The organism is Mongoliitalea sp., from assembly GCF_054166905.1.
The window spans coordinates 1-20,291 of sequence record NZ_JBSZCK010000032.1; the positions used below are offsets into that span (position 1 = coordinate 1).

Annotated in this window: 19 protein-coding genes and 1 pseudogene; 16 read left to right on the forward strand and 4 right to left on the reverse strand. The window is 35.1% G+C overall.

Annotated elements, in window-relative coordinates:
• Nucleotides 1–806 precede the first annotated feature (806 nt).
• Nucleotides 807–1,883: a 3-oxoacyl-ACP synthase III family protein gene (locus ACXIUD_RS11680; protein ID WP_458052823.1), complete on the reverse strand. Its 1,077-nt coding sequence runs from the start codon at nucleotides 1,881–1,883 to the stop codon at nucleotides 807–809.
• 123 nt (nucleotides 1,884–2,006) lie between these two features.
• Here ACXIUD_RS11680 and ACXIUD_RS11685 point away from each other — a divergent pair, with 123 nt between their 5' ends.
• Entirely contained in the window at nucleotides 2,007–2,600 is a 594-nt protein-coding gene (locus ACXIUD_RS11685; protein ID WP_458052824.1) for a DUF6134 family protein, read from the forward strand.
• 52 nt (nucleotides 2,601–2,652) lie between these two features.
• Here ACXIUD_RS11685 and ACXIUD_RS11690 read toward each other — a convergent pair whose 3' ends face one another.
• Entirely contained in the window at nucleotides 2,653–3,483 is an 831-nt protein-coding gene (locus ACXIUD_RS11690) for an SDR family NAD(P)-dependent oxidoreductase (RefSeq protein ID WP_458052825.1), read from the reverse strand.
• A 475-nt stretch (nucleotides 3,484–3,958) separates the two neighbouring features.
• A complete protein-coding gene (locus ACXIUD_RS11695; RefSeq protein WP_458052826.1) occupies nucleotides 3,959–4,327 on the reverse strand; it encodes a four helix bundle protein in 369 nt (122 codons plus the stop codon).
• 306 nt (nucleotides 4,328–4,633) lie between these two features.
• Here ACXIUD_RS11695 and ACXIUD_RS11700 point away from each other — a divergent pair, with 306 nt between their 5' ends.
• From ACXIUD_RS11700 to ACXIUD_RS11745, 10 genes are all read left to right on the forward strand, one after another.
• Complete coding sequence (locus tag ACXIUD_RS11700) at nucleotides 4,634–5,137, forward strand: winged helix-turn-helix domain-containing protein (protein ID WP_458052827.1); 504 nt, start codon at nucleotides 4,634–4,636, stop codon at nucleotides 5,135–5,137.
• 505 nt (nucleotides 5,138–5,642) lie between these two features.
• Complete coding sequence (locus ACXIUD_RS11705; protein ID WP_458052828.1) at nucleotides 5,643–7,052, forward strand: hypothetical protein; 1,410 nt, start codon at nucleotides 5,643–5,645, stop codon at nucleotides 7,050–7,052.
• A 35-nt stretch (nucleotides 7,053–7,087) separates the two neighbouring features.
• Nucleotides 7,088–7,534 (forward strand): sugar 3,4-ketoisomerase, encoded by a 447-nt coding sequence (locus tag ACXIUD_RS11710; RefSeq protein ID WP_458052829.1) that lies wholly within the window; start codon nucleotides 7,088–7,090, stop codon nucleotides 7,532–7,534.
• A gap of 4 nt (nucleotides 7,535–7,538) precedes the next feature.
• Nucleotides 7,539–8,774: a hypothetical protein gene (locus ACXIUD_RS11715; protein WP_458052830.1), complete on the forward strand. Its 1,236-nt coding sequence runs from the start codon at nucleotides 7,539–7,541 to the stop codon at nucleotides 8,772–8,774.
• 30 nt (nucleotides 8,775–8,804) lie between these two features.
• Nucleotides 8,805–9,767, forward strand: a complete 963-nt coding sequence (locus tag ACXIUD_RS11720; protein ID WP_458052831.1) for a hypothetical protein — start codon at nucleotides 8,805–8,807, stop codon at nucleotides 9,765–9,767.
• Nucleotides 9,768–9,910: 143 nt separating this feature from the next.
• On the forward strand, nucleotides 9,911–10,759 hold the full coding sequence (locus tag ACXIUD_RS11725; RefSeq protein WP_458052832.1) for a hypothetical protein: 849 nt from the start codon (nucleotides 9,911–9,913) through the stop codon (nucleotides 10,757–10,759).
• Complete coding sequence (locus ACXIUD_RS11730) at nucleotides 10,759–11,745, forward strand: hypothetical protein (RefSeq protein ID WP_458052833.1); 987 nt, start codon at nucleotides 10,759–10,761, stop codon at nucleotides 11,743–11,745. Before ACXIUD_RS11725 ends, ACXIUD_RS11730 begins: the two co-directional genes overlap by 1 nt.
• 1 nt (nucleotide 11,746) lies before the next feature.
• Nucleotides 11,747–12,898, forward strand: a complete 1,152-nt coding sequence (locus tag ACXIUD_RS11735; protein ID WP_458052834.1) for a hypothetical protein — start codon at nucleotides 11,747–11,749, stop codon at nucleotides 12,896–12,898.
• Nucleotides 12,895–13,179 (forward strand): FAD-dependent oxidoreductase, encoded by a 285-nt coding sequence (locus ACXIUD_RS11740; RefSeq protein WP_458052835.1) that lies wholly within the window; start codon nucleotides 12,895–12,897, stop codon nucleotides 13,177–13,179. The genes ACXIUD_RS11735 and ACXIUD_RS11740 overlap by 4 nt, the downstream gene beginning before the upstream one ends.
• Before the next feature lie 18 nt (nucleotides 13,180–13,197).
• Nucleotides 13,198–13,704 carry an FAD-dependent oxidoreductase gene (locus tag ACXIUD_RS11745; RefSeq protein WP_458052836.1) on the forward strand — a complete coding sequence of 169 codons (507 nt, stop codon included), beginning with the start codon at nucleotides 13,198–13,200 and terminating at the stop codon, nucleotides 13,702–13,704.
• Here ACXIUD_RS11745 and ACXIUD_RS11750 read toward each other — a convergent pair.
• Nucleotides 13,705–14,625: pseudogene (locus tag ACXIUD_RS11750) on the reverse strand (IS1595 family transposase).
• Nucleotides 14,626–14,752: 127 nt separating this feature from the next.
• On the opposite strand from ACXIUD_RS11750, the gene ACXIUD_RS11755 reads away from it, so the two are divergent.
• The 5 genes from ACXIUD_RS11755 to ACXIUD_RS11775 are packed head-to-tail and all read left to right on the forward strand — an operon-like array spanning nucleotide 14,753 to nucleotide 20,149.
• On the forward strand, nucleotides 14,753–16,549 hold the full coding sequence (locus ACXIUD_RS11755; protein ID WP_458052837.1) for an ABC transporter ATP-binding protein: 1,797 nt from the start codon (nucleotides 14,753–14,755) through the stop codon (nucleotides 16,547–16,549).
• A gap of 1 nt (nucleotide 16,550) precedes the next feature.
• Nucleotides 16,551–17,621 (forward strand): DegT/DnrJ/EryC1/StrS family aminotransferase, encoded by a 1,071-nt coding sequence (locus tag ACXIUD_RS11760; protein ID WP_458052838.1) that lies wholly within the window; start codon nucleotides 16,551–16,553, stop codon nucleotides 17,619–17,621.
• An 8-nt stretch (nucleotides 17,622–17,629) separates the two neighbouring features.
• Entirely contained in the window at nucleotides 17,630–18,817 is a 1,188-nt protein-coding gene (locus tag ACXIUD_RS11765; protein ID WP_458052839.1) for an ATP-grasp domain-containing protein, read from the forward strand.
• On the forward strand, nucleotides 18,799–19,257 hold the full coding sequence (locus tag ACXIUD_RS11770) for a GNAT family N-acetyltransferase (protein WP_458052840.1): 459 nt from the start codon (nucleotides 18,799–18,801) through the stop codon (nucleotides 19,255–19,257). The genes ACXIUD_RS11765 and ACXIUD_RS11770 overlap by 19 nt, the downstream gene beginning before the upstream one ends.
• On the forward strand, nucleotides 19,250–20,149 hold the full coding sequence (locus ACXIUD_RS11775; protein ID WP_458052841.1) for a glycosyltransferase: 900 nt from the start codon (nucleotides 19,250–19,252) through the stop codon (nucleotides 20,147–20,149). Before ACXIUD_RS11770 ends, ACXIUD_RS11775 begins: the two co-directional genes overlap by 8 nt.
• Nucleotides 20,150–20,291 lie beyond the last annotated feature (142 nt).

Genomic DNA, 20,291 nt, shown 5'->3' on the forward strand with positions numbered 1-20,291 from the left:
AAGGAATTAAAAATGAAAGAATTTCTTGCCTCTAAATTGTAGCAATTTTCTTCCTGCGATGAACTCTAGTGTCTCCTTATAAGCCTGAAGGGCTTAAATCATGAATAACCCCGGGTAAGGTGCTTGGTGAATTAGGTTATTTACGATTATTTTCATGCACCGCAACTCGGGGAGAAGAATCTCCTCCTGAAACCAGAGGCTCGCAGGGTAATTATCGTCGAGCCACCCACGCCATACGAGCCGATACGATGATAATTATTTTTAGGTACCATGAGGTCTTATTGTGGACTTTCGAGGGTAGTTGGAGAATGTAAAGAGTTAGTAGTAAGCAGTGAACAGTTAGCAATGAAGAATTAAGAATGATGAATGAGGAATGCTTGTGCTGAGCGCAGTCGAAGTACCTGTGCTGAGCTAATTCGAAGCAAGTAATGAAATGTGGGTTTTAACCCACGAAGATGTTTTCAATTTAATTACGCTAAAGAAAATAATTTTAAGGAATACCCCCATCAATTGCCGTGGCTTTTAAGCCCCGGCATTGGAGGAGCAGTGAACAGTTAGCAATGCTTGTGCTGAGCGTAGTCGAAGTACCTGTGCTGAGCACAGTCGAAACAAAGAATGCCTGTGCTGAGCGTAGTCAAAGCACTTGAGCTGAGCTTGTCGAAGCAAGGAATGAGATCATAGCCACTAATGCCATAGGCACGCCCCACATCTTAGCCTTGGGTTTCAACCCAAGGGAAGAAAAATCCCCATTCAATACTCCTTCATTAAATGTTAACCCTTATCCAATCAACACCAATCCCCTCCCTCTACGGAACCCTATAAACAAAGGCATTCACGTTCATCCCCGCACCGACAGATGCAAACACCAGGGTATCCCCCGAATGAATCGCTTGCCCCTCCATTTCCCCTCGGATAATCATATCATAAAGCACCGGAACCGTCGCAACGGAATTGTTACCCATTTTGGAAATAATCATCGGCATCACCTCTTTGGGCCATTCCTTATGACCAAACAGCTTGAATGTACGCTCCATGATGGCTGCATCCATTTTTGCATTCGCCTGATGGATCAACACCTTATGGATATCAGAAATATCCAACCCTGCTTTCTCAATGGTCTCTTTCACCAAAATCGGCACAGTGCTGATCGCATACTCGTATAACTTCCGACCATTCATCTTGATAAACAAGGTGTCATCCTCGTAATCAGGATTATACGATACCCCCATATTCAACAAATGCGCATGGTTTAAAGTATCAGTTCTGGTCTTATGGGTTAGTATCCCAATAGCTTGATCGGATTCTTTTCCCTCAACCACCACAGCACCGGCACCATCCGAATAAATCATGGCATCAATGTCATGCGGATCCGCAATTCTGGATAAATTCTCTGTTCCAATCACCAAAGCACGCTTAGCATCACCGGACTTGATAAAATAATCCGCTTGAATCATGCCTTGTACCCATCCCGGGCAGCCAAAAGGCAAATCATAAGCCACACAGTCCGGATTGGCAATTTGCAATAAATGCTTGATCCGAGAAGCAAGGGTAGGGACCATGTCCACCTTTCGGTTATGATCCTGTAAGTCCCCAAAATTGTGGGCCACAATGATGTAATCTAAAGATTCTTTGTCAATTCCCGCATTTGCAATCGCTTCCTGAGCTGCAAAAAAGCCCATATCGGAAGTATTCAAATGGGAGGGAAGATACCTACGCTCCTCTATCTCGGTGATTTCTTGGAGCTTTCTGACAATATCCTCATTCGCTTTGGGGAATTTTTCACCCTTCTCATTTAAAAACTCATTGGATAAAAAATCTTCGTTCCTAACAATCAGTTCCGGTAGATATTTACCCGAACCAATGATGACAGTTTTAATCGGCATAAATTATAATTCCTTTGGTGATTTTTATAGCTTTGTAAGATACGTATTAAAACTAAATAGCATTAAAGGTTTTCGAATAAATTCTTTAAATCTTTAGCGAGTTTCTAAAATAAGAGTCAAATTATGCCAAATAAATTATTTCTAATACTCATTTTTGCCAAATTACTTTCATTTGAGGGATTGGCTCAATCAAAGCAGCAGTACGATATTTCAATTGCAGGCATTTCCATAGGAGAGATGACTGCCGAAAAAAAACCGCAGGGTGAAGAGGTCATGTACCAGTTGAAAAGCAATGTGAGTTTTTGGTTTTTTGGAAAAATCAACCTGGAATACCTGACCCAATCAGTCTATAAAAACAAAAAACTCATGCGATCTGATGTGAATTCAAGCACCAATAAGGGGGATTTTAACAGTAAGATTCGTTGGAATGCTGATCAATACGATGTAAAAGCCAGCAATTATAAGTTTGAACTGGATACGGCCTATACGCGCCCCTTGTTCTTTAGTTCTGTGTCCTTCTTTTTTGACGAACCCGTAAATGTTAAAGAATTCATTGCGGAGTCTTATGGAATCGTCAGCCCCATCAAAAAAGTGAAAGACTACTACGAAGTTCAGGTGAATGGCAATACCAACCGCTATTATTATATCGATGGCAAGTTGGACAGGGCAGTCATGGAGTTCCCAATAAAGAATTATGTCGTAAAAAGGAAGAAGTAAAAGGTTCCATGTAGGAACCTTTATCCTGCTTCCTCTGATACTTGGTACTGAATTATATCTTGCTGATCAATTCCTCACTCAAAGCCCATAACTTTTCTCGTATTTCCTTGGATCGTGCCGTGGAAGTAGGGGTATTGGGTTTGGAGTTTTTGAAGTAATAGCCATTTAATTTTGGAGATAAAGCGGTCGAGGCCAAATAAATGGAAGTAGCTGCACCCTTGGCAGGAGTTATCATAAAAGGCTCTGCCAATTTCCACATCACTTTGAAAATTCCGCCGGCCTCATTTCCAAATCTGGTTTTTACCACGCCCGGATGCAAAGCATAGGCAGATAGCCCTTGGGAACCATAATGGTCCACTAAGGATTTGCTAAAGAGAATATTGCACAACTTTGCGTTGGCATAAGCGGTAAAGGAACTGAAACCATTTTGGCACTTTGCCAGGTTATCGAAATCCATTTTTGCTGCTCGGTGGGCCTCCGAACTCACATTGATGACTTTCGGTTGGGTGGACTTCAATAGGAGGGGCATGATGTTTTTGGTCAACAAGAAATGCCCTAAGTGATTCGCTGCAAATGAGAGTTCCAATCCATCCACCGTGATTTCCTTTTTCTGAAAAATTCCACCCGCATTATTGATGAGCACATCAATTTGATCAGTAGTGGAGAGGATTTCCTCGGATGCCTTTTGAACAGAATTCAAATCTGATAAGTCCACTTGCACAAATCGAATTTTCTCCTGAATAGCCGGTTTAAAAGACTGTATCAACTGCCTGGCTTTAGCCTCATTTCGAGCCAAAACCAAGATCTCATCGAATGAATTTACCAAGGCCTTCAAGGTTTCCTCACCAATCCCCGAAGTTGGTCCCGTTATCGCTAGTGTCATAGTTTTTCAAGTTTTATAATACCACCATAACCCCAAAAGCCAAACAATGGTTTGCCTCTTTAGTCAGCTGTCCAAAATTTCCAACCAGCTATCCGAGATTTGCAACCAGCTGTCCGAGATTTGCAATCTCGGTCAGCAGATGCATGAGGATCTGCAATCCTCTTCGACTGTCGATTTTTTGTCTCCTACCTCAGGGTAGGCAAGCTCGTTTCTTATGTCTTGTGTCTTATGTCTTATTTCTCGCTTCTCGTCTCTTTCCCGCGCCTTCCGCGAGCCCCCATCAATCTTTTTCAAAAATAATTTGCAATCATCCCACCAACTCATAAATTTGTTTCATTGAGTAAAAAAATTACTCACTAAAAAAGTTAAGCCCAATGGGACTGAAAGGGCGAAGCTGTAGGGAGTGTAAAATTAAGAATTTGGAATTAGGAATGAATATCCTTTCTAACACTATTTCTTTTAGGCCTAAAGTCCATTATATTCTGGAGTCCTTGTTCATATTTTTCTTGGTTGATATAATAATTGAATCTAAGATTCGGATGATTTCAATAATTTCCTTTTGAAGAAATTTAAAGTCATCGTGGTTAAGCAATAATTCGGGTATAGCCATTAAATCAAGCCAATATTCCGTTTCTCTTGCTTCCTTAGCTGCGATGGACATCTTGGAAATAAAATCTTTTTTGGACTGTGCAGCTTGAGCTTCCACCACATTTGCACCTATAGAAGTACCTGCACCAACGAGTTGTTCAGATAGGCGGTAATGATGCTTAGTTTGTAAAAAGAAATAACAATTTAAAATCTTTGCAGCAAATTCTTTTGTCTTATTCAATATCACATTTTCCATATTATCTCGGGTTTTATTTATTCAAAAATCAGGAAAAATTAATTAAGGAAGTGCATCTTAAGTACTTAACATTCAACATAATTACTTGCAATTTCCAAAAATAATTACTAAAAAAATCAACATTCTCCATTCCTTGCTTCGACAAGCTCAGCACAAGTACTTCGACAAGCTCAGCACAAGCATTCTACATTCCTAATTCTTCATTCCTAATTCTACATTCCTAATTCTTCATTCCTCATTCCTAATTCCTAATTCTTCATTCCTAATTCCTAATTCCTCATTCCTCATTCTACATTCCTCATTCCCTTGCTCGATTCCCTCGTAACCTCCAAAACCCGTATCAAACTCCTGTTGAAGTTATTTTCCAATAACAATTCAGGGTATTTGCGGTCCTTGGCGAAGGATTTTGAGGAGTCGACCAACTCGGTGAGGGTGGAACTGAATCGCTTGACAGAGGCGGGATTGCTCGTGACAGAAGAGGAGGGGAAGACCAAGGTCTATAAAGCCAATCATGCACATCCTTTTTTCACGGAAATTTCTAGAATGGTAGCAAAATTCTTGGGCTTAGATGAGTTGCTGGAACAAGTGGTTCGTCGCATGGGACCCGTGGAACGAGCCTATATCGTAGGGGATTATGCCATGGGCATTGATTCAGGGACCATCCAATTGGTTTTGATAGGGGAGAACTTAGACCTGGAATACCTAGACTTCCTAACGAATAAAACCTACGAAAAAGTCAACCGACAAGTAAAAGTTCAGGTCCTCGAAACCGATCCCGGAGATGTTGGGGGAATTCTAGTCTATGGATGACAAAGGCTCGCAGAAAGCGCAGAATACAAGGAAAAAAAAGGTAAATGGTAATAGGGAAAAGGTAAAAGGGGAAAGCGGGCGAAGTAAAGACAAAAAAAAGTATATTTCCTAACACTAGTTATAATCCAAAATTTTGATTTAAAACCCAAGACGTCCCTCAACCTTCATCCTTTCATGGCTCACTTTCATTCCTAATTCCTTGCTTCGACAAGCTCAGCACAAGTGCTTCGACTTCGCTCAGCACAAGTACTTCGACTTCGCTCAGTACAAGCACTGTTCACTATCATTCCTCATTCCTAATTTAATGTCGTTTAGTTTAGCATAACTTTTCCAAAGTTTTGTTTGCAGCTTCAGTTTGATTGTACTTCTAATCAAACTTTGGAAAAGTTTCAATTCAACTTGCATTCTTATCTAAACGACATTGATTCCTAATTCTTCATTCCTAATTCTTCATTCCTAATTCCTAATTCCTCATTCCTAATTCCTCATTCCTAATTTCCCTCCCTTGCCCCGCCTAATCTTAATCCTTCTTCTCCTTCTCATCCTGCTGTACCAAATGACAGGAGAAGTGATTCCAATCAACGAGGGAGCGATGGGAGATGGGTTGTTTTTCAGGCAGGTGGCCATCGAATTTGTGGATGTAATCGATGTGGAAAGTTATAATTTCTGGCAATTGCAGTTTATCATGCCCTATGCCTTGGTCCATATCTTATATGTGATCTTTGGTTTTGAGCTGGAACCGGAAACACTGATCTCTGGAATTCGGATTGTGCATTTGCTTTTTGTGGGTTTGACTATGTACTGGTATTTTCAATTGTCTAAAAAATTAAGACTTTCAGATACGCTAGAGGCCTTAGGCTTCATAATACTGTTTTTCAATTTTGCACTCTTAAAAGACTATTGGTTCAACCCCTTTCTTCCTGGATTAGGGGCATTGATGCTGGGGATGGCCCAGGCGAATTACTTCGTCCGTCATGAAAAGGCCAAATTATTTTTGATCAGTCTCATTGGAGTCTTTACTTGGCCAACCTTATTCCTCACAGGGGCGATCTTATTAGTCATGCCTGCTGGGAAACTTGCGATATATGATCAGGGAAGACCTAAATCTGCGATTCCTGTATTGATGACCATCGTGGTGTGTATGCTATTGGGAGTCATTGCTTGGCAAACAGGTCGCTTGGATCAGTCCTTAGGAGTCATAGCCTTAAACTTCTTGGCAATCCTTGGCATTGGATCCGTGGTATTTGCGATCTTATATTGGAACCCTGTCAATGGACAAGAAAGCTGGAGAATCGTAAAGAAAAAACTCACTATCAAAAGAATCGCTTCTTTTGCAGGTATTGTGGTCTTTGTTATAGTTATGCTAGCCCTACTTTCTGGAAGCAATGAAAATGTTCGTATATCGGATCTTTGGCTGTCATTTTGGGCTGATAAGATTGTGAGGCCGTATGATTTCCTTACCGGACATTTGATGTATTGGGGACTTTTATTGCCGGTGACGGTTGTGCTAGGACCCAAGATGCTCAAACAAGCAGCCAACTTAGGAGCGGGATTTGTCCTGCTGCTGTTGCTTATGTTACCATTTATTTTTCACCCGGAAAGCAGACTATTGGTTCCTTTTGTTCCCTTTTTACTGATCTTAGTCTTAAAGTCTTTGCGTAGGTATTTATTGATTGGAAAAGATATATGGGTACTGGGAATCAGTGGACTGGTATTATCCATGTTCTGGGTTTCCTTGGGTGGAACTGAAATGATCCAAGCCATGCTTCAACAAGATTGGTTAGGATTTCCTGCGCAGCGCTATGGTATGCATTTAGGGTATTTGCAGAGTTTTGAGGTGTATATGTTCTGTTTGCTTTTGTTTGCCGCGTTTTACCTGCTATTCAAAAGAGGGTTGAATAGATATGCCAGATAGTTTAACCAAAAGAAGGAGCAAAATACCTACAATAAATGCCCAAAATTGAACTCGTAAGATATATAAGTTTTGAAAAACATCTTTCCGGAACGACTGAGTTGATTACTGGGAGTAGGGGATCCGAACTTCCTTTTCCAATCGAGCGGGTTTATTATCTTAAAGGTGCTGATGCAACGGATAGAAAAGGAAATCATGCCAACATCAAGAATGAACAAGTCCTGATAGCCATGCAAGGATCCTTTCAAGTACTGGTAGATGATGGTATGCAACAACAGTCCTTTACAGTTAATGCCTTTGATCAAGGATTGTACTTACCTAACTTGACTTGGAGAACAGTGTATGACTTTAGCCCGGATGCCATATGCATGGTCTTTTGTTCTGAAAAGTATGATCCTGCGGATTATGTGAAGGATTACCAAGATTTTTTAGAATTGAAATCGAATTGGAAAAAGGAAAAAATCGATGGTTTACATGATTTTTAATTGAATGATATCAATTAAACCAAATAAGGTTAGCCCGCCACGATGTCTTTCTTGTGAAGATGCCTCAGTAACTATCACAAAGTTTATCTTTCAAGGATTGCATGTCTTACAAGACTGTGTTTGTGAACATTGTGGATTAGAGTTCTATCATACATTACCTATTTCCCATGATTTTTATTTTCCAGTCTCTTTTTCAAAAGACAAAAAGTTAAAATCCTTTGACCCTAAAGTTAAAGATTGGCATGCAGATCCATTAATTCAATCGTTGGATAAACAATTAATTGATGATGTCTTTATTGAAGTCAAATCTTTTGTAAATAAAAAAGAAATCATATTACTCAATTGTCTAGATAGCATTTTTGCACATTTTTTATCAAGAATTTTCAATGCCCCATCTCTGATTGAAAGATATCCAAATATGGGTTTGGTAATACTAGTACCTTCTAAATTTGAATATTTGGTACCCAATGGGGTTGCAGAAATATGGGCTGTAAATCTTTCGATAAAAGAATGTAACAATTATTATAAGCAGGTAGAGACATTTGTTTGGAACCAGTTTGAAAGATTTGATAAAGTTTTACTTAGTAAAGCATTGTATCTAAATCCTTACAAATTTGTTGATATTGAAAAAATCTGTAAAACAAAGTCATTTGACATACATAATTTCCATAAAATACCACCTGTTATCACTTTCTCACTTCGTGAAGATAGGTTTTGGCATAACAGTCATATCATGGGGTTTTTACTATTGATTGGTATAAAATATCGACTAATGAAATGGTTGAAGCCCATATACATTTGGAGACAGAATCAACTTATTAATCGAACAGTTGATAAGCTAAATAAAGAATTTGAAAGTGTTTCTTTTTTTGCAACAGGTATGGGAAACCGTGGTGGCTTGCAGAAAAAAGTGACAGATCTTCGTACAGCTAATACAACATCAAGAGATGAATTGCGATGGTTGGAGGTTTATTCCAAAAGTCATGTTGTTATAGGTGTACATGGTGCAAACATGATTTTGGCAACAAGTTTGTCTGGTGGTTTTATAGATATTGTACCTAGGTACAAAATTTCAAATTGGAATGAGGATACTATTCCTCCGTTCCATCAAGGATTATCCAACTTTTTGGGTAGATGTTTAGACGAGTATTCAAGTGAAAATTTAATAGTCACACATGTTAAAAATATTATTCAAGGATTCGAATATCAGTATTTGAATGCTCATCAAAACCCTGAATAGTTGGTACTTAGAAACGAATTTCATTATATTTTGGAAAACTCAACTCTGGAAGGTTCTATTTTTAAAGTTCTTTCTTTCCATCAAGTTCTTAAACGTGATTGGGATTATGTACTGGACAACAGTTTAAATGGCACCTTTCTTCACCGTAGAGAATTCATAGAATATCATGGTGACAGATTTCAGGATGAATCTTTGTTAATTTATGATGGATATAGACCAATAGCTATATTTCTAGGGGAAAAGGAAAGGGATGTAATATATTCCCATAGAGGATTGACTTATGCGGGATGGATTTTGGTAGAAAATTTGAAGCTATATCAAGTTAGAAAAGTTATTTCTGAAACATTGAAATGGTTCAAGGAAAATTCCATTATCGAGTTAAAAGTTAAGATGATACCTGATTTTTTTGCTAAAAGTTCTCAACAAATTCTTTGGGAAGTCTTAGAAAGCTTCGGATTCTTAATTGATTTTGTAGGAATACATCATTGTACTAAGCTTCCATATAGCATAAAAAATAAAGGTAAAAAGTGGGGGAGAAATAAAGCTAAAGCTTCTGGAGTCACCATTGAAGCATCAGATGAATTATTCTTTTTTTGGAAAAACATTCTAACTCCCAATCTTTGGGAAAAGCATAAAGTGGAACCAACTCATTCATTCGAGGAGATTAGTTATCTTAAATCTAGGTTCCCTGAGAATATACTGTTCTTTTCGGCCAATCTAGGCATTGAAGTGTTAGGGGGAGCAGTGGTTTTTTTGACTGACACTACAATTCACTTGCAATATGTATCAGCTACTGAATTTGGTAAAAAGTTAAAGTGTCTTGATTATTTAATGAGTTTCCTGATAGAGGATGCTTTCTTTCAAAAATCATTTTTTAATATGGGGGTCTCCCATATTCCTTCAACCTTGGAAATGAATGAAGGTCTAGTCAAATGGAAAAAGACTTTAGGCGGGGAAAAGTATGAACAGAAAATAGTAAGATACATTTTCTGATGAAGGATGTCGTTTTTTTAAAACATAATCAAATCGACAAATATGAATGGGATTCATGCATTGAAAACTCTGCTCAGTGTCAAATATATGCTCTATCATGGTATCTTGATATTGTGAGTCCAAATTGGCAAGCTTTGGTACTAATGGAGGAAACCAACTATATCGCTGTATTACCTTTGCCAATTTCAAAAAAAATTGGATTTAGTGTAATAAAGCAGCCTTTTGATTGCATGCAGCTAGGTATTTATTCTTCATCTGAAATTTTGGATGAAGCTATTATTCTGTCGTTTTTAACAAAGGTGAAATCTTTGATTCCCTATATTGAAAGTTATCATTTCAATGTTGGAAATTCGGGTTGGCCAATTATTTCTGACTTTGAGGGATTTAATACCCATCTATTAGATTTATCTTCTGAATACAAACATATCTCATCTAACTACACTCACTACAGACAGAGAAGAGTAAAAAAAGCTTATAAATCAGGATTAGAAATTATTGAACACGAAGACCATATTCCACTTCTTGAAATGGTCAAAGAGTTTGTGGTAATAAAAAATAATTTCAACATACCTGAAGAAGCATTCACGAAAATGGATAGGTTAATTCGAATTTTAAAGGAAAAAATCGAAATAAAATGCCTCTACACACAGGATGAAAATAGCAAATTCCATAATGCAGCTTTATTCGTTAAATGGAAAAATAAAATAAATTATCTCTACAGTGCTTCATCCGAGGAAGGAAGAAAAAAGAATGGGATGTCTTTAATTATTGACACAATTGTAAAACAATATTGTAATCAACCAATTGTTTTGGATTTTGAATCTCCAATCTTGAATTCTCCTGGAATTTTTAAGTTTTATGAAAGTTTTGGTGCAAAACCGATATCCATTAAGGTTTGGAAGTATGATGATTTGCCAAAATTTGTAAAATGGCTTAGGTCACAAAGGATAAAATTAGCTTCAAAAATAACCAATAGAGGTACTGATCTTTAATGAATAATTCAGAAATAATTCATCTTAAAAGAGAACAAATCAATAGCGATTTATGGGATGAATGCATTGAAAACTCTTCTGAAGGTCAGATTTATGCTTTATCCTGGTATTTGGATATAGTAAGTCCAGGATGGGAAGCGTTTATTCAAATGAATAAGGAGGGTCTATACGAAAGCGTAATACCACTTCCAGTTAAAAAGAAATACGGGATTTTATATTTAAAACAGCCTTTTTTTTGTCAGCAATTGGGAGTGTTTACACAAAAAAATGTCGCGAGCAAATTTGATTCAAAATCAATTCATTTATTGTTTCAATCGAGATTTCGATATGTTATTGATTATACCTTTAATTTTTCAAATTTAAAGGATTTTGAATTAGTAAACTTACCAAGCACAGTAACTCAACTTCTAAATTTAAATTGTGATTACGAAACTATTCAAAAGGGATATAATCGTGATCGAAAAATGAATTTAAAAAGGGCAATAAGAGACGGGTTGATTATCATTGAAGATACTAAAATTGATCAGTTAATTGAGATCTTTAAAAATAATGTGGCCCATAAAATATATGGAGGTGTTTCGGAAGATACCTACCTAATTTTAAAAATATTATTTGAAAAGCTGAGAGAAAAAGGGTTAGCTAGGATATTCTATACTGTAAATACGGCTGGCGAAAAGGTGACATCTGGGCTTTTTACAATATGGAAAAATAAAATCATTTATATTTTTAATGCTTCCACTAGTGAAGGCAAAAAACACAATGGAAATACCTTGATCATCGATCATATGATTCAGATATACAGTGGAAAGGATTATATTTTTGATTTTGAAAGTGCTGATGAATCCTTTCCTTGGATAACTGGATTTTATGGAAGCTTTGGGTCTAAATTCGTTAGGCTACCCCAAATTCAATACAATAATTTACCAGTTGTAGTTAAACAATTGAAAAAATTAAGGATGGGAATTTTTAAATTAGTCAATGCGTAGTTTGAGCTTACAAAAAGCTGAGCATGTTGACGAAATTGTAGGCTGGTTACTTTTTGCAAGTATGACCATAGCAATTACAATTGTACCTTACAAAGTACCTGGTAATTTCTTGACATATGACGGTAAGTGTTACCTAGAATATGCACAATTGTTTAAGGATGGCGATTTATTTAATTTATTTATTCAAGGGGATTTAAAAAATTTAGGAATATGGCCTTTAGGCTTTCCTATCAGTGTTGGACTAATAGCCTTCATCTTTGGTGTAGATCCGTTTTTGGCAGCAAGAATAACGCAAACATTATTTTTAATTATCTTTATTTTCCTGTTAAAAATACTCTTTAAAAAAAATTGGGTTTTTTATTTTTCCCTTTTGGCAACAGGTTTTTTTCTAGCCAATTTCCAATTTCCTTTATCAGAGGCAGGATTTATAGTTTTTGGACTTGGAATAATTATGGTTCTAGAATGTATAGAAAATACACAGCGGAACATTATGTTGATATTGCTTACACTTTTGCTCTTTTCTTATAGATACATGGGTTTATTTATCATACCCTATTTTTTTGCTTATTGGGTGTTTATTGATAGAAACAAAAAAATAGTTATCCCAACCTTACTTCTTGGTGTGATTGCTGTTCTTAATTATTCTTTTATAAAAATTCAAACGGGGTACTTTTCCGGAATTGAAAGGAAAGGTGGAATCATTGAGCGGATGGATTTATTAAAGCAATTTTTTGTCGTTTCACTTGGGCAGTTTAGTTATTTTGATCTCTCAAATTTTCATGGTAAGATAGGGGGTGTTTTATTTTTTATTGGGTTGATTCCGTTTATAATTTTGTTGATTGCTTTAATTAGAAAGAAAAATATATTGCTGATTTTTAAAAAATTAAACTTATTATCAAAAAGTTTAATTTTGTATGGATCTACCTATCTCATTTTTTATTTTTTCCTTACGGTAGGCTTGGGTTGGGATCATGATGGAGAAGGTATTACATCCAGATTTGTATACCCTGGAATGATTTTCATTATTTTAGGAATATTCCATCAAGTCGCCTTCCTGATACCTGTAAAACAGGTTCATAAGTATCTACTGTATATTTTTTCAATCTTATCTAATCTCTATTACGCCTTGTCAGGACTCTATTTATACAAATGATAACCCAAAAAAAAGTAGCAGTTATAGGTGCGGGACCTGCTGGTATGACGGCTGCTTATCAATTAGTTAAAAAAGGGCGTCAAGTCACTGTTTTTGAAAGTACTTCACAAGTAGGAGGGATGGCAAGAACGATCTCTCTTTGGGGTCAAAAAGTGGACTTGGGACTTCATCATTTTTTTAGTCAAGATGCCCTTGTTAATAAGCTTTGGTTAGAGTTAGTGGGTAAAGAATACAGAATGGTCCATAGACTTACACGAATTTATTATAATGAACAATTCTAACACTATCCGCTAAAACCTTTGGATACTATCCGTAAACCTGGTTGGAAACAGGGATCTCTTTGTTTATTTAGTTTTTTAAAAGAAAAAATCATACCTGTACAAAACGATGGAAACTTTGAAAGTTGGGTAACAAAAAGATTTGGTAAGGAACTTTGTATCATATTTTTTAAATCGCATAGCGGAAAGTTATGGGGTATCCCATGTAAGGAACTCGATGAAGATTTTGCTGCTCAGCGTATAAAAAAGCTTTCCCTTTTCTCAGCTTTGATACAGTCGCTTGTACCCTCCATTAAGAGTAAGCACAAAACGTTAACTGATGTATTTGCTTATCCTAAAAAAGGAACTGGAATGGTTTATGAAAAAATGGCTGAATCTTTTCAGAAATTAGGAGGCAACTTGCTGCTTTCTCATTCGATAGCTAGCGTCGAACCAAATGGAAATGAAGGCGTGAAAATAAAAACTATTGCTGGAGAAGTGTTTAATTTTGAATATGCTGTATCCACAATGCCTTTAAATATATTATGATTATCCGCAATCATACCAGTGAGGATAAATTGAAGCTATGATGAGCCTGTCAAAAAGCTTTTGACCGAAATATCTTCTGTTGAGCTTATAACAGAATTCATCAAGATAGTTCTGCATCATCCTCTCTGTTATCATATAGTATGTTTGCAAGTGTTTCTTTAGGTTACTAATAGCAATATGAACCCATTTAGGGTTAAAGGTGCCTTCATTTGTTCCAGAGATTTCTCTGACATGAACATCAATACAATCACTCAGATCTGAGAAGGTGGTACTCTTATCTGTTTTAAGTATAGTATTTTTATCAATGAATTCTTTGATTAAGACCTGTGCTGTTTTAGCCTCCAAGTTCTTTACTTTCTTCATCTTGAAATATCTGCAGCTCTTTTCAAGTTTACCCGAGTAGGGATCCTCAAGTACGGTTGATTCGGCCATAACAGCTACTTTAGACTGTTTTTGGCTTCCCCTGCCTCGTTTCAGCTTGCTTTTGGTTTTATTACTGACTGCCTTTCCAACATAAGCTTCATCATATTCCACCATATCTTCGAGTTTGTAGATATTATCCCGTTTTCCCATTACAACCCTGATTTTATGGTACATCCTAAAAACAGGTTCGTATCGCTTTAAACCAAGTTGTCTTTGTAGCTCTGCCGCACTGAAACCTTTCTTGGTCGCTGAAATGAATGTAATGGCCAGCATCCAGACTCGAATTGGTAAGGTACTGCTCTCCATTACGGTACCGTTCTTAATACTGGTCCGGAACTCACAGGAAGAGCATTGAAAAGCATTCTTGTTCTCAAGCCAGTAATGCTTGGTGCAAGAGCATCTTTTGCAAATGACACCTTACTGAAGTCTCAAATTCTTAATGAATTCAATACATGTTTCTTCGTCTGGAAAGCGATTGAAAAAATTGATAATATTCATGGATAAACCGTTTATTTTGACCCAATTTATTTACATTCAATATTCTAACATAGCTATTGTCACTAGCTGTCACTTTATATTTATTTGGCTACTGGTGTCTTTGCGGATATACATATAATTGATTATTGTGAAACGTATAAAATCCTTCATCAAAAAGTACTTTACCCATTTCACCTACTTTTATATCCATTTACGCTACAGAATATTTATAGCATTGGCTTTAAGCATCTTGGTAGGCTTGTTGGATGGCTTTGGTTTGGCGATGTTTTTGCCCTTGCTGGAAATGGTAGATGGCAAAGTGGAAGCCAGTTCCGAAGCTATGGGTAATCTCGGATTTTTGGTAGAGTTTTTAAGAGCAATAGGACTTACTGTTAATTTAAAGGTAATTCTAATCGTTATCTTTACTTTTTTTTCTTTGAAAGGTCTTTTTAAATTTTTTGAAGTCTACTATAAAACTACTATTCAACAATTTTTTATTAAAAAGCTTAGGCTGGATATGGTTTCCTTATTGAGTCATTACCAGTACAGGGCTTTTGCTACTGCGGATGTTGGTAGAATCCAAAATACCTTATCTGGAGAAACAGGTAGGGTAGTGCAGGCTTTTTCGAATTATCTTATGACTTTACAGCATGGGGTTATGTTGATGGTTTATACATTTTTGGCGTTTTTGGCCAATCCTCAATTTGCTGTTTGGGTTTGTGTAGGAGGATCAGTATCCAATTTTTTGTTTCGAATCATTTATTCAAAAACTAAGGAAATTTCCAAGTCCATTACTGCTGTTGGGAATACTTTTCAGGGCTTATTGATTCAGAAAGTAGCCCATTTTAAATATTTAAAAGCAACTGCGCTCTATCAGGAATATGCGGAAAAGCTAAATGCTGCGATTAAGAAAATAGAAGGTGATAACTTAAAAATAGGCTTCTGTAATGCCATTCTAAGTGCCATCAGAGAACCTATTACCATTGGTATAGTAGTCATGGTGATATTTATACAAGTCAGTTATTTCAATCAGGCCCTTGGATTGATTGTACTTTCTTTGCTGTTTTTTTATCGAGCCTTAACATTTTTGGTAGCGATTCAAAATACTTGGAATGGATTTTTAAATGTATCGGGTTCTTTAGAAAACATGAAGGATTTCCAGAAAGAATTATCAAATGAACAGGAGAGTTTTGGTAAAAAAAGATTCAATGGATTAAATAAAGGCATATTTTTAGAAGGCGTAGGATTTGGGTTTAAAGGCCATCCTTTATTCGAGAATTTAAATTTGTATATAGAGAAGAATAAAACCTATGCTTTTGTAGGAGAGTCAGGTTCAGGTAAAACCACTTTGGTAAATTTGATATCAGGTCTGATAAGACCGGATAGAGGAACTGTTTTCATTGATGATATTTCATTGGAAGAATTGGATAAAAGAACTTTTCAGAAAAAGGTAGGCTATATTACCCAGGAACCTGTAGTTTTCAATGATACAATTTTTAATAATGTCACTTTTTGGTCAGAGCAAAATGAAGAAAATCTAAAAAGATTTTGGGAGGCTTTGGTAAAGGCATCGATTCATGATTTTGTCTCAGGCTTAACCAATAAAGAAAGTGAATTACTTGGTAACAACGGAATTAATTTAAGTGGAGGTCAGAAGCAAAGGATTTCGATAGCCAGGGAGTTTTATAAAGAAATAGAGGTTTTGATATTGGATGAAGCTACATCATCCTTGGATTCTGAAACAGAAAGAATTATTCAAAAAAATATAGAAACATTTAAGGGGAAATTAACTATCCTGATTATTGCTCACAGGCTATCTACTATTATAAATGCTGATCAGGTTGTTTTATTGAATCAAGGTAAAATAGAATCAGTGTCTAGTTATGATGAATTACTTGAAAGTAATGAAAAATTTAAAAATATGGTGATACTTCAAAAAATTTAAGATGATCCCAGTAACAAAACCATTTTTACCGCCTATTGAAGAATACAAAGCCTATTTGGATGGTATTTGGGAAAGGAATTGGTTGACCAATCAGGGACCATTGGTAAAAGAATTGGAAGAAAAGATCAAACAATTTTTAAATGTTCCAAATTTCCTCTTTACTGGCAATGGCACCATAGCCCTCCAAATTGCCATCAAATCTTTAGGACTGAAGGGGAAAATAATCACCACGCCATTTTCTTATATAGCCACTACTAGTAGCATTCTATGGGAAGGCTGTAAACCCTTATTTGTGGATATAGATCCTGAAACTCTAAATATTGATCCAAAAGAGATAGAGAAAAGGTTAGATAAGGATATTGTAGCGATTTTGGCAACTCACGTCTATGGTAATCCTTGTGATATTGAGGCCATAGAAAATCTTGCTAATCATGCAGGTATTCCAGTTATATATGATGGGGCGCATGCGTTTGGTTCAAAGTATAAGGGAAAAAGTCTTTTGGGATATGGGACAATTTCCACTGCAAGTTTTCATGCCACGAAAATTTTTCACACGATTGAAGGCGGAGGATTATTTACTTCTGATCCGGAATTGAACCAAAAAATGTATTATATGAGAAATTTTGGTCATAAGGGATTTGAGGATTTTGCTGAAGTCGGTATAAATGGGAAAAATTCTGAGTTTCATGCAGCGATGGGTTTAGTAAACCTTAATCATTTTCATCATATCACAGAAAAAAGGAAAGAGATTTTTTCTTGGTACGATAATGCTTTAAGAAGTTCTTGTTTAATTAAACCAAAAATGCAAGAAGGAGGAGAAATCAACTATTCTTATTATCCAGTCTTATTCCCAAACGAGGAAAGCTTATTGAAAGCCTTTAATTCGATGAATGAATATGGAATAAGTCCGAGAAGGTATTTTTATCCAAGTTTAAATACAATTTCAATTCTTCATGATAATAAAAATCTTTCCAGAACCGAAGATATTTCCAAACGTATTTTATGTCTTCCTTTGTACAATGATCTTTCTGAGAGAGAATTTAGTGAAATAGTCAAGTTTATAATTCAATAATCTTTTTTATGAAGAAAGTTCTCGTTTTAGGAGGGGCTCCTTCTCAGGTTCCTTTCATTAAGTATTGTAAAAATAAAGGCTATTATGTTATTACTGCAGATTATTTACCAAATAATCCAGGACATCTTTATTCAGATAGGTATTACAATGTATCAACTGTAAATACTGAGGATATTTTAAAAATTGCAGCAAAAAACAAGATTGATGGTGTTTTTGCATATGCTTCCGACCCTGCTGCAATAACTGCAGCTTATGTAAGTGAAAAACTTGGCTTAAATGGAGGAGGGTTTGAAGCAGTAAAAGTGCTATCCAACAAAGCTTTATTTAGAGAGTTTCAACAAAAAAATAGATTCAGCTTTCCGAAATTTTATAGTTTTAGGGATTATGTAGAAACCGAAGAATATTTAAATGAAAATAAAGAATATGTAATTAAACCAGTTGATTCAAGTGGAAGCAAAGGGGTTTTTAAAATTAAGGGCTTTAAAGAATTGAAAAACCTTTTTGAGGTATCTAAGTCATTCTCAAGATCGGGAGAGGTAATTATAGAAGAGTTAATACCAAGAAAAGGGCCACAAATTCATGGTGAGGGTTTTGTCGTAGATGGTGATTTAAAATTTATTTTATTGGGAGATCAATATTTTAGTGGAATTGGAGGAGCTATTCCATACTCTACATTAGTTCCTTCGGTATTTCATAAGGATGTTATAAGTACTGTAGTGGCTGAAGTTTCTAGATTGATTAAATCGGTTGGATTTCAAAATGGAGGAATTAATATTGAGGTGATTATTTCTTCAAATGATGAAATTTTCATCTTAGAAATCGGAGCTAGAAATGGTGGGAATTTTATGCCCAGTTTAATAAAATATAGTTCTGGATTTGATTTAATAGCAGCTAATGTAGGCTTGATTTTAAACGAATCATATTTGATCAATTCTTTGAAATATGACAGGAACTTCAAGTCTAGAGCCCAATTGATTGTTCATTCATTAAAATATGGAGTTCTTAATAATATTGATTTTCCTGAAGATCTAAAACATAGAATTCTTGAATGTAATTTTTATAATCAAATTGGAGATTCAATCAATGAATACAATAACTCAAAGGACGTAATTGGTGTATGTATTATAGATATTGAAAATTATTATTTAAAATACCTTGAATATTTAAAACTTAATCAGTGGATAAAAGTGAATTGAAATTTGAAAACTCAATCAATTATGATGAGTTAAAAAATTATTTCAATGAAAATGAAGAAATTTTTTTTCCTCCTCTTTCAACTAGGTTGAACTTAAATGATTATTTAAGAAAGCTTTTTAATTATGCCAATTTTATCTTAGGTAAAGATCAAAAAGGAAAATTAGTTGGGATATTAGCTTTTTACATGAATGATTTGGAAAAAAAAACAGGATTTATTACTTCTTTTTCAATACTAAAAGAATTCCAAGGTAAAGGATATTCAAAAAGATTTCTAAATGAGCTTTATAGACAAATGAAAGAGTCAAACTTTGAAAAAGTCAAATTAGAAGTTGATCAATCAAATTCTATAGCAAAAAGTCTCTATTTAGGAGAAGGGTTTCATGTTATTGAATTAAAGAAACACACTCAAATTATGGAAAAAATAATTAATAATGGATAACAAACCCTTAGTTTCCATATGTTGTCTCACTTACAATCATTCTAAGTATATTAGAGATTGTATTGATGGGTTTTTAATGCAAGAAACTAATTTCTCATTTGAAATAATTGTTCATGATGATGCTTCAACCGATGGTACTATTAACATAATAAAAGATTATGTTTTCAAACATCCAGGTTTCTTTATTACCATCTTTCAATCTGAAAATAAATTCTCAAAAGGTATTAAACCAATTTATAAATATGTTTTTCCAAAAGCCAAGGGAAAATATATAGCTTTATGTGAGGGTGATGATTATTGGACAGATCCTTTAAAACTTCAAAAGCAGATTGATTTCATAGAAAATAATCAAAATGTCAGTGCTGTTTTTCATAATGCTGAAATGGTTTCTGATGGAAATTTTTTATCCTATCACTGTAATTATAGTAGTTCTCAAGTTATTCCTGACGAAAAAGTGATTTTTCGGGGTGGTGGTCTTTTTCCAACAGCTTCCTTACTTTTCAGGAATTTTTTTAAAAATAATCCATCAAAAGGCGATCATAATTATTTGTCTGGAGATAGAGCCTTGATATATCAATTATTGCTAATTGGAAAAATTTATTATTTGAATGAAATAATGAGTGTATATAGAATTCATGATCAGGGAATTTACTCTTCCTCCCTTAATGATTCACAAAAATGGTTGAAAATTCGATATTCAAATATTGATTTGCTGAAAGATTATTCTAAAAAATTTGGAACTAACCATAAAAAATATTTTAAAAAAACAATATCATACCAATGGAAATCAATTCTTATGAAAGAAAATGGTTCACTATTGAAAATCATCTCAAAATTTCCAGAATTAAGAATGAAGGATTTTATTTCTCTTATATATAACAAAATTAATTAATCCATGAATTGTTTTTTTAATGTGATTCTCTTTTAATAAACATAAATATAAAGCTTTATTTTTCAGTTTATTTTTTTTATTCTATATATTGAATAGGAAATCATTTACTTATTATTAGTTCATAGACAATTGATTCTTTGAA

Excerpts from the sequence above, each read along its gene's own strand:
- ACXIUD_RS11715 (WP_458052830.1), top strand. The coding sequence starts at position 7,539 with ATGATATCAATTAAACCAAATAAGGTTAGCCCGCCACGATGTCTTTCT.
- ACXIUD_RS11690 (WP_458052825.1), bottom strand. The coding sequence starts at position 3,483 with ATGACACTAGCGATAACGGGACCAACTTCGGGGATTGGTGAGGAAACC.
- ACXIUD_RS11730 (WP_458052833.1), top strand. The coding sequence starts at position 10,759 with ATGAATAATTCAGAAATAATTCATCTTAAAAGAGAACAAATCAATAGC.
- ACXIUD_RS11725 (WP_458052832.1), top strand. The coding sequence starts at position 9,911 with ATGGAGGAAACCAACTATATCGCTGTATTACCTTTGCCAATTTCAAAA.
- ACXIUD_RS11695 (WP_458052826.1), bottom strand. The coding sequence starts at position 4,327 with ATGGAAAATGTGATATTGAATAAGACAAAAGAATTTGCTGCAAAGATT.
- ACXIUD_RS11740 (WP_458052835.1), top strand. The coding sequence starts at position 12,895 with ATGATAACCCAAAAAAAAGTAGCAGTTATAGGTGCGGGACCTGCTGGT.
- ACXIUD_RS11680 (WP_458052823.1), bottom strand. The coding sequence starts at position 1,883 with ATGCCGATTAAAACTGTCATCATTGGTTCGGGTAAATATCTACCGGAA.
- ACXIUD_RS11760 (WP_458052838.1), top strand. The coding sequence starts at position 16,551 with ATGATCCCAGTAACAAAACCATTTTTACCGCCTATTGAAGAATACAAA.
- ACXIUD_RS11765 (WP_458052839.1), top strand. The coding sequence starts at position 17,630 with ATGAAGAAAGTTCTCGTTTTAGGAGGGGCTCCTTCTCAGGTTCCTTTC.
- ACXIUD_RS11685 (WP_458052824.1), top strand. The coding sequence starts at position 2,007 with ATGCCAAATAAATTATTTCTAATACTCATTTTTGCCAAATTACTTTCA.
- ACXIUD_RS11775 (WP_458052841.1), top strand. The coding sequence starts at position 19,250 with ATGGATAACAAACCCTTAGTTTCCATATGTTGTCTCACTTACAATCAT.
- ACXIUD_RS11710 (WP_458052829.1), top strand. The coding sequence starts at position 7,088 with ATGCCCAAAATTGAACTCGTAAGATATATAAGTTTTGAAAAACATCTT.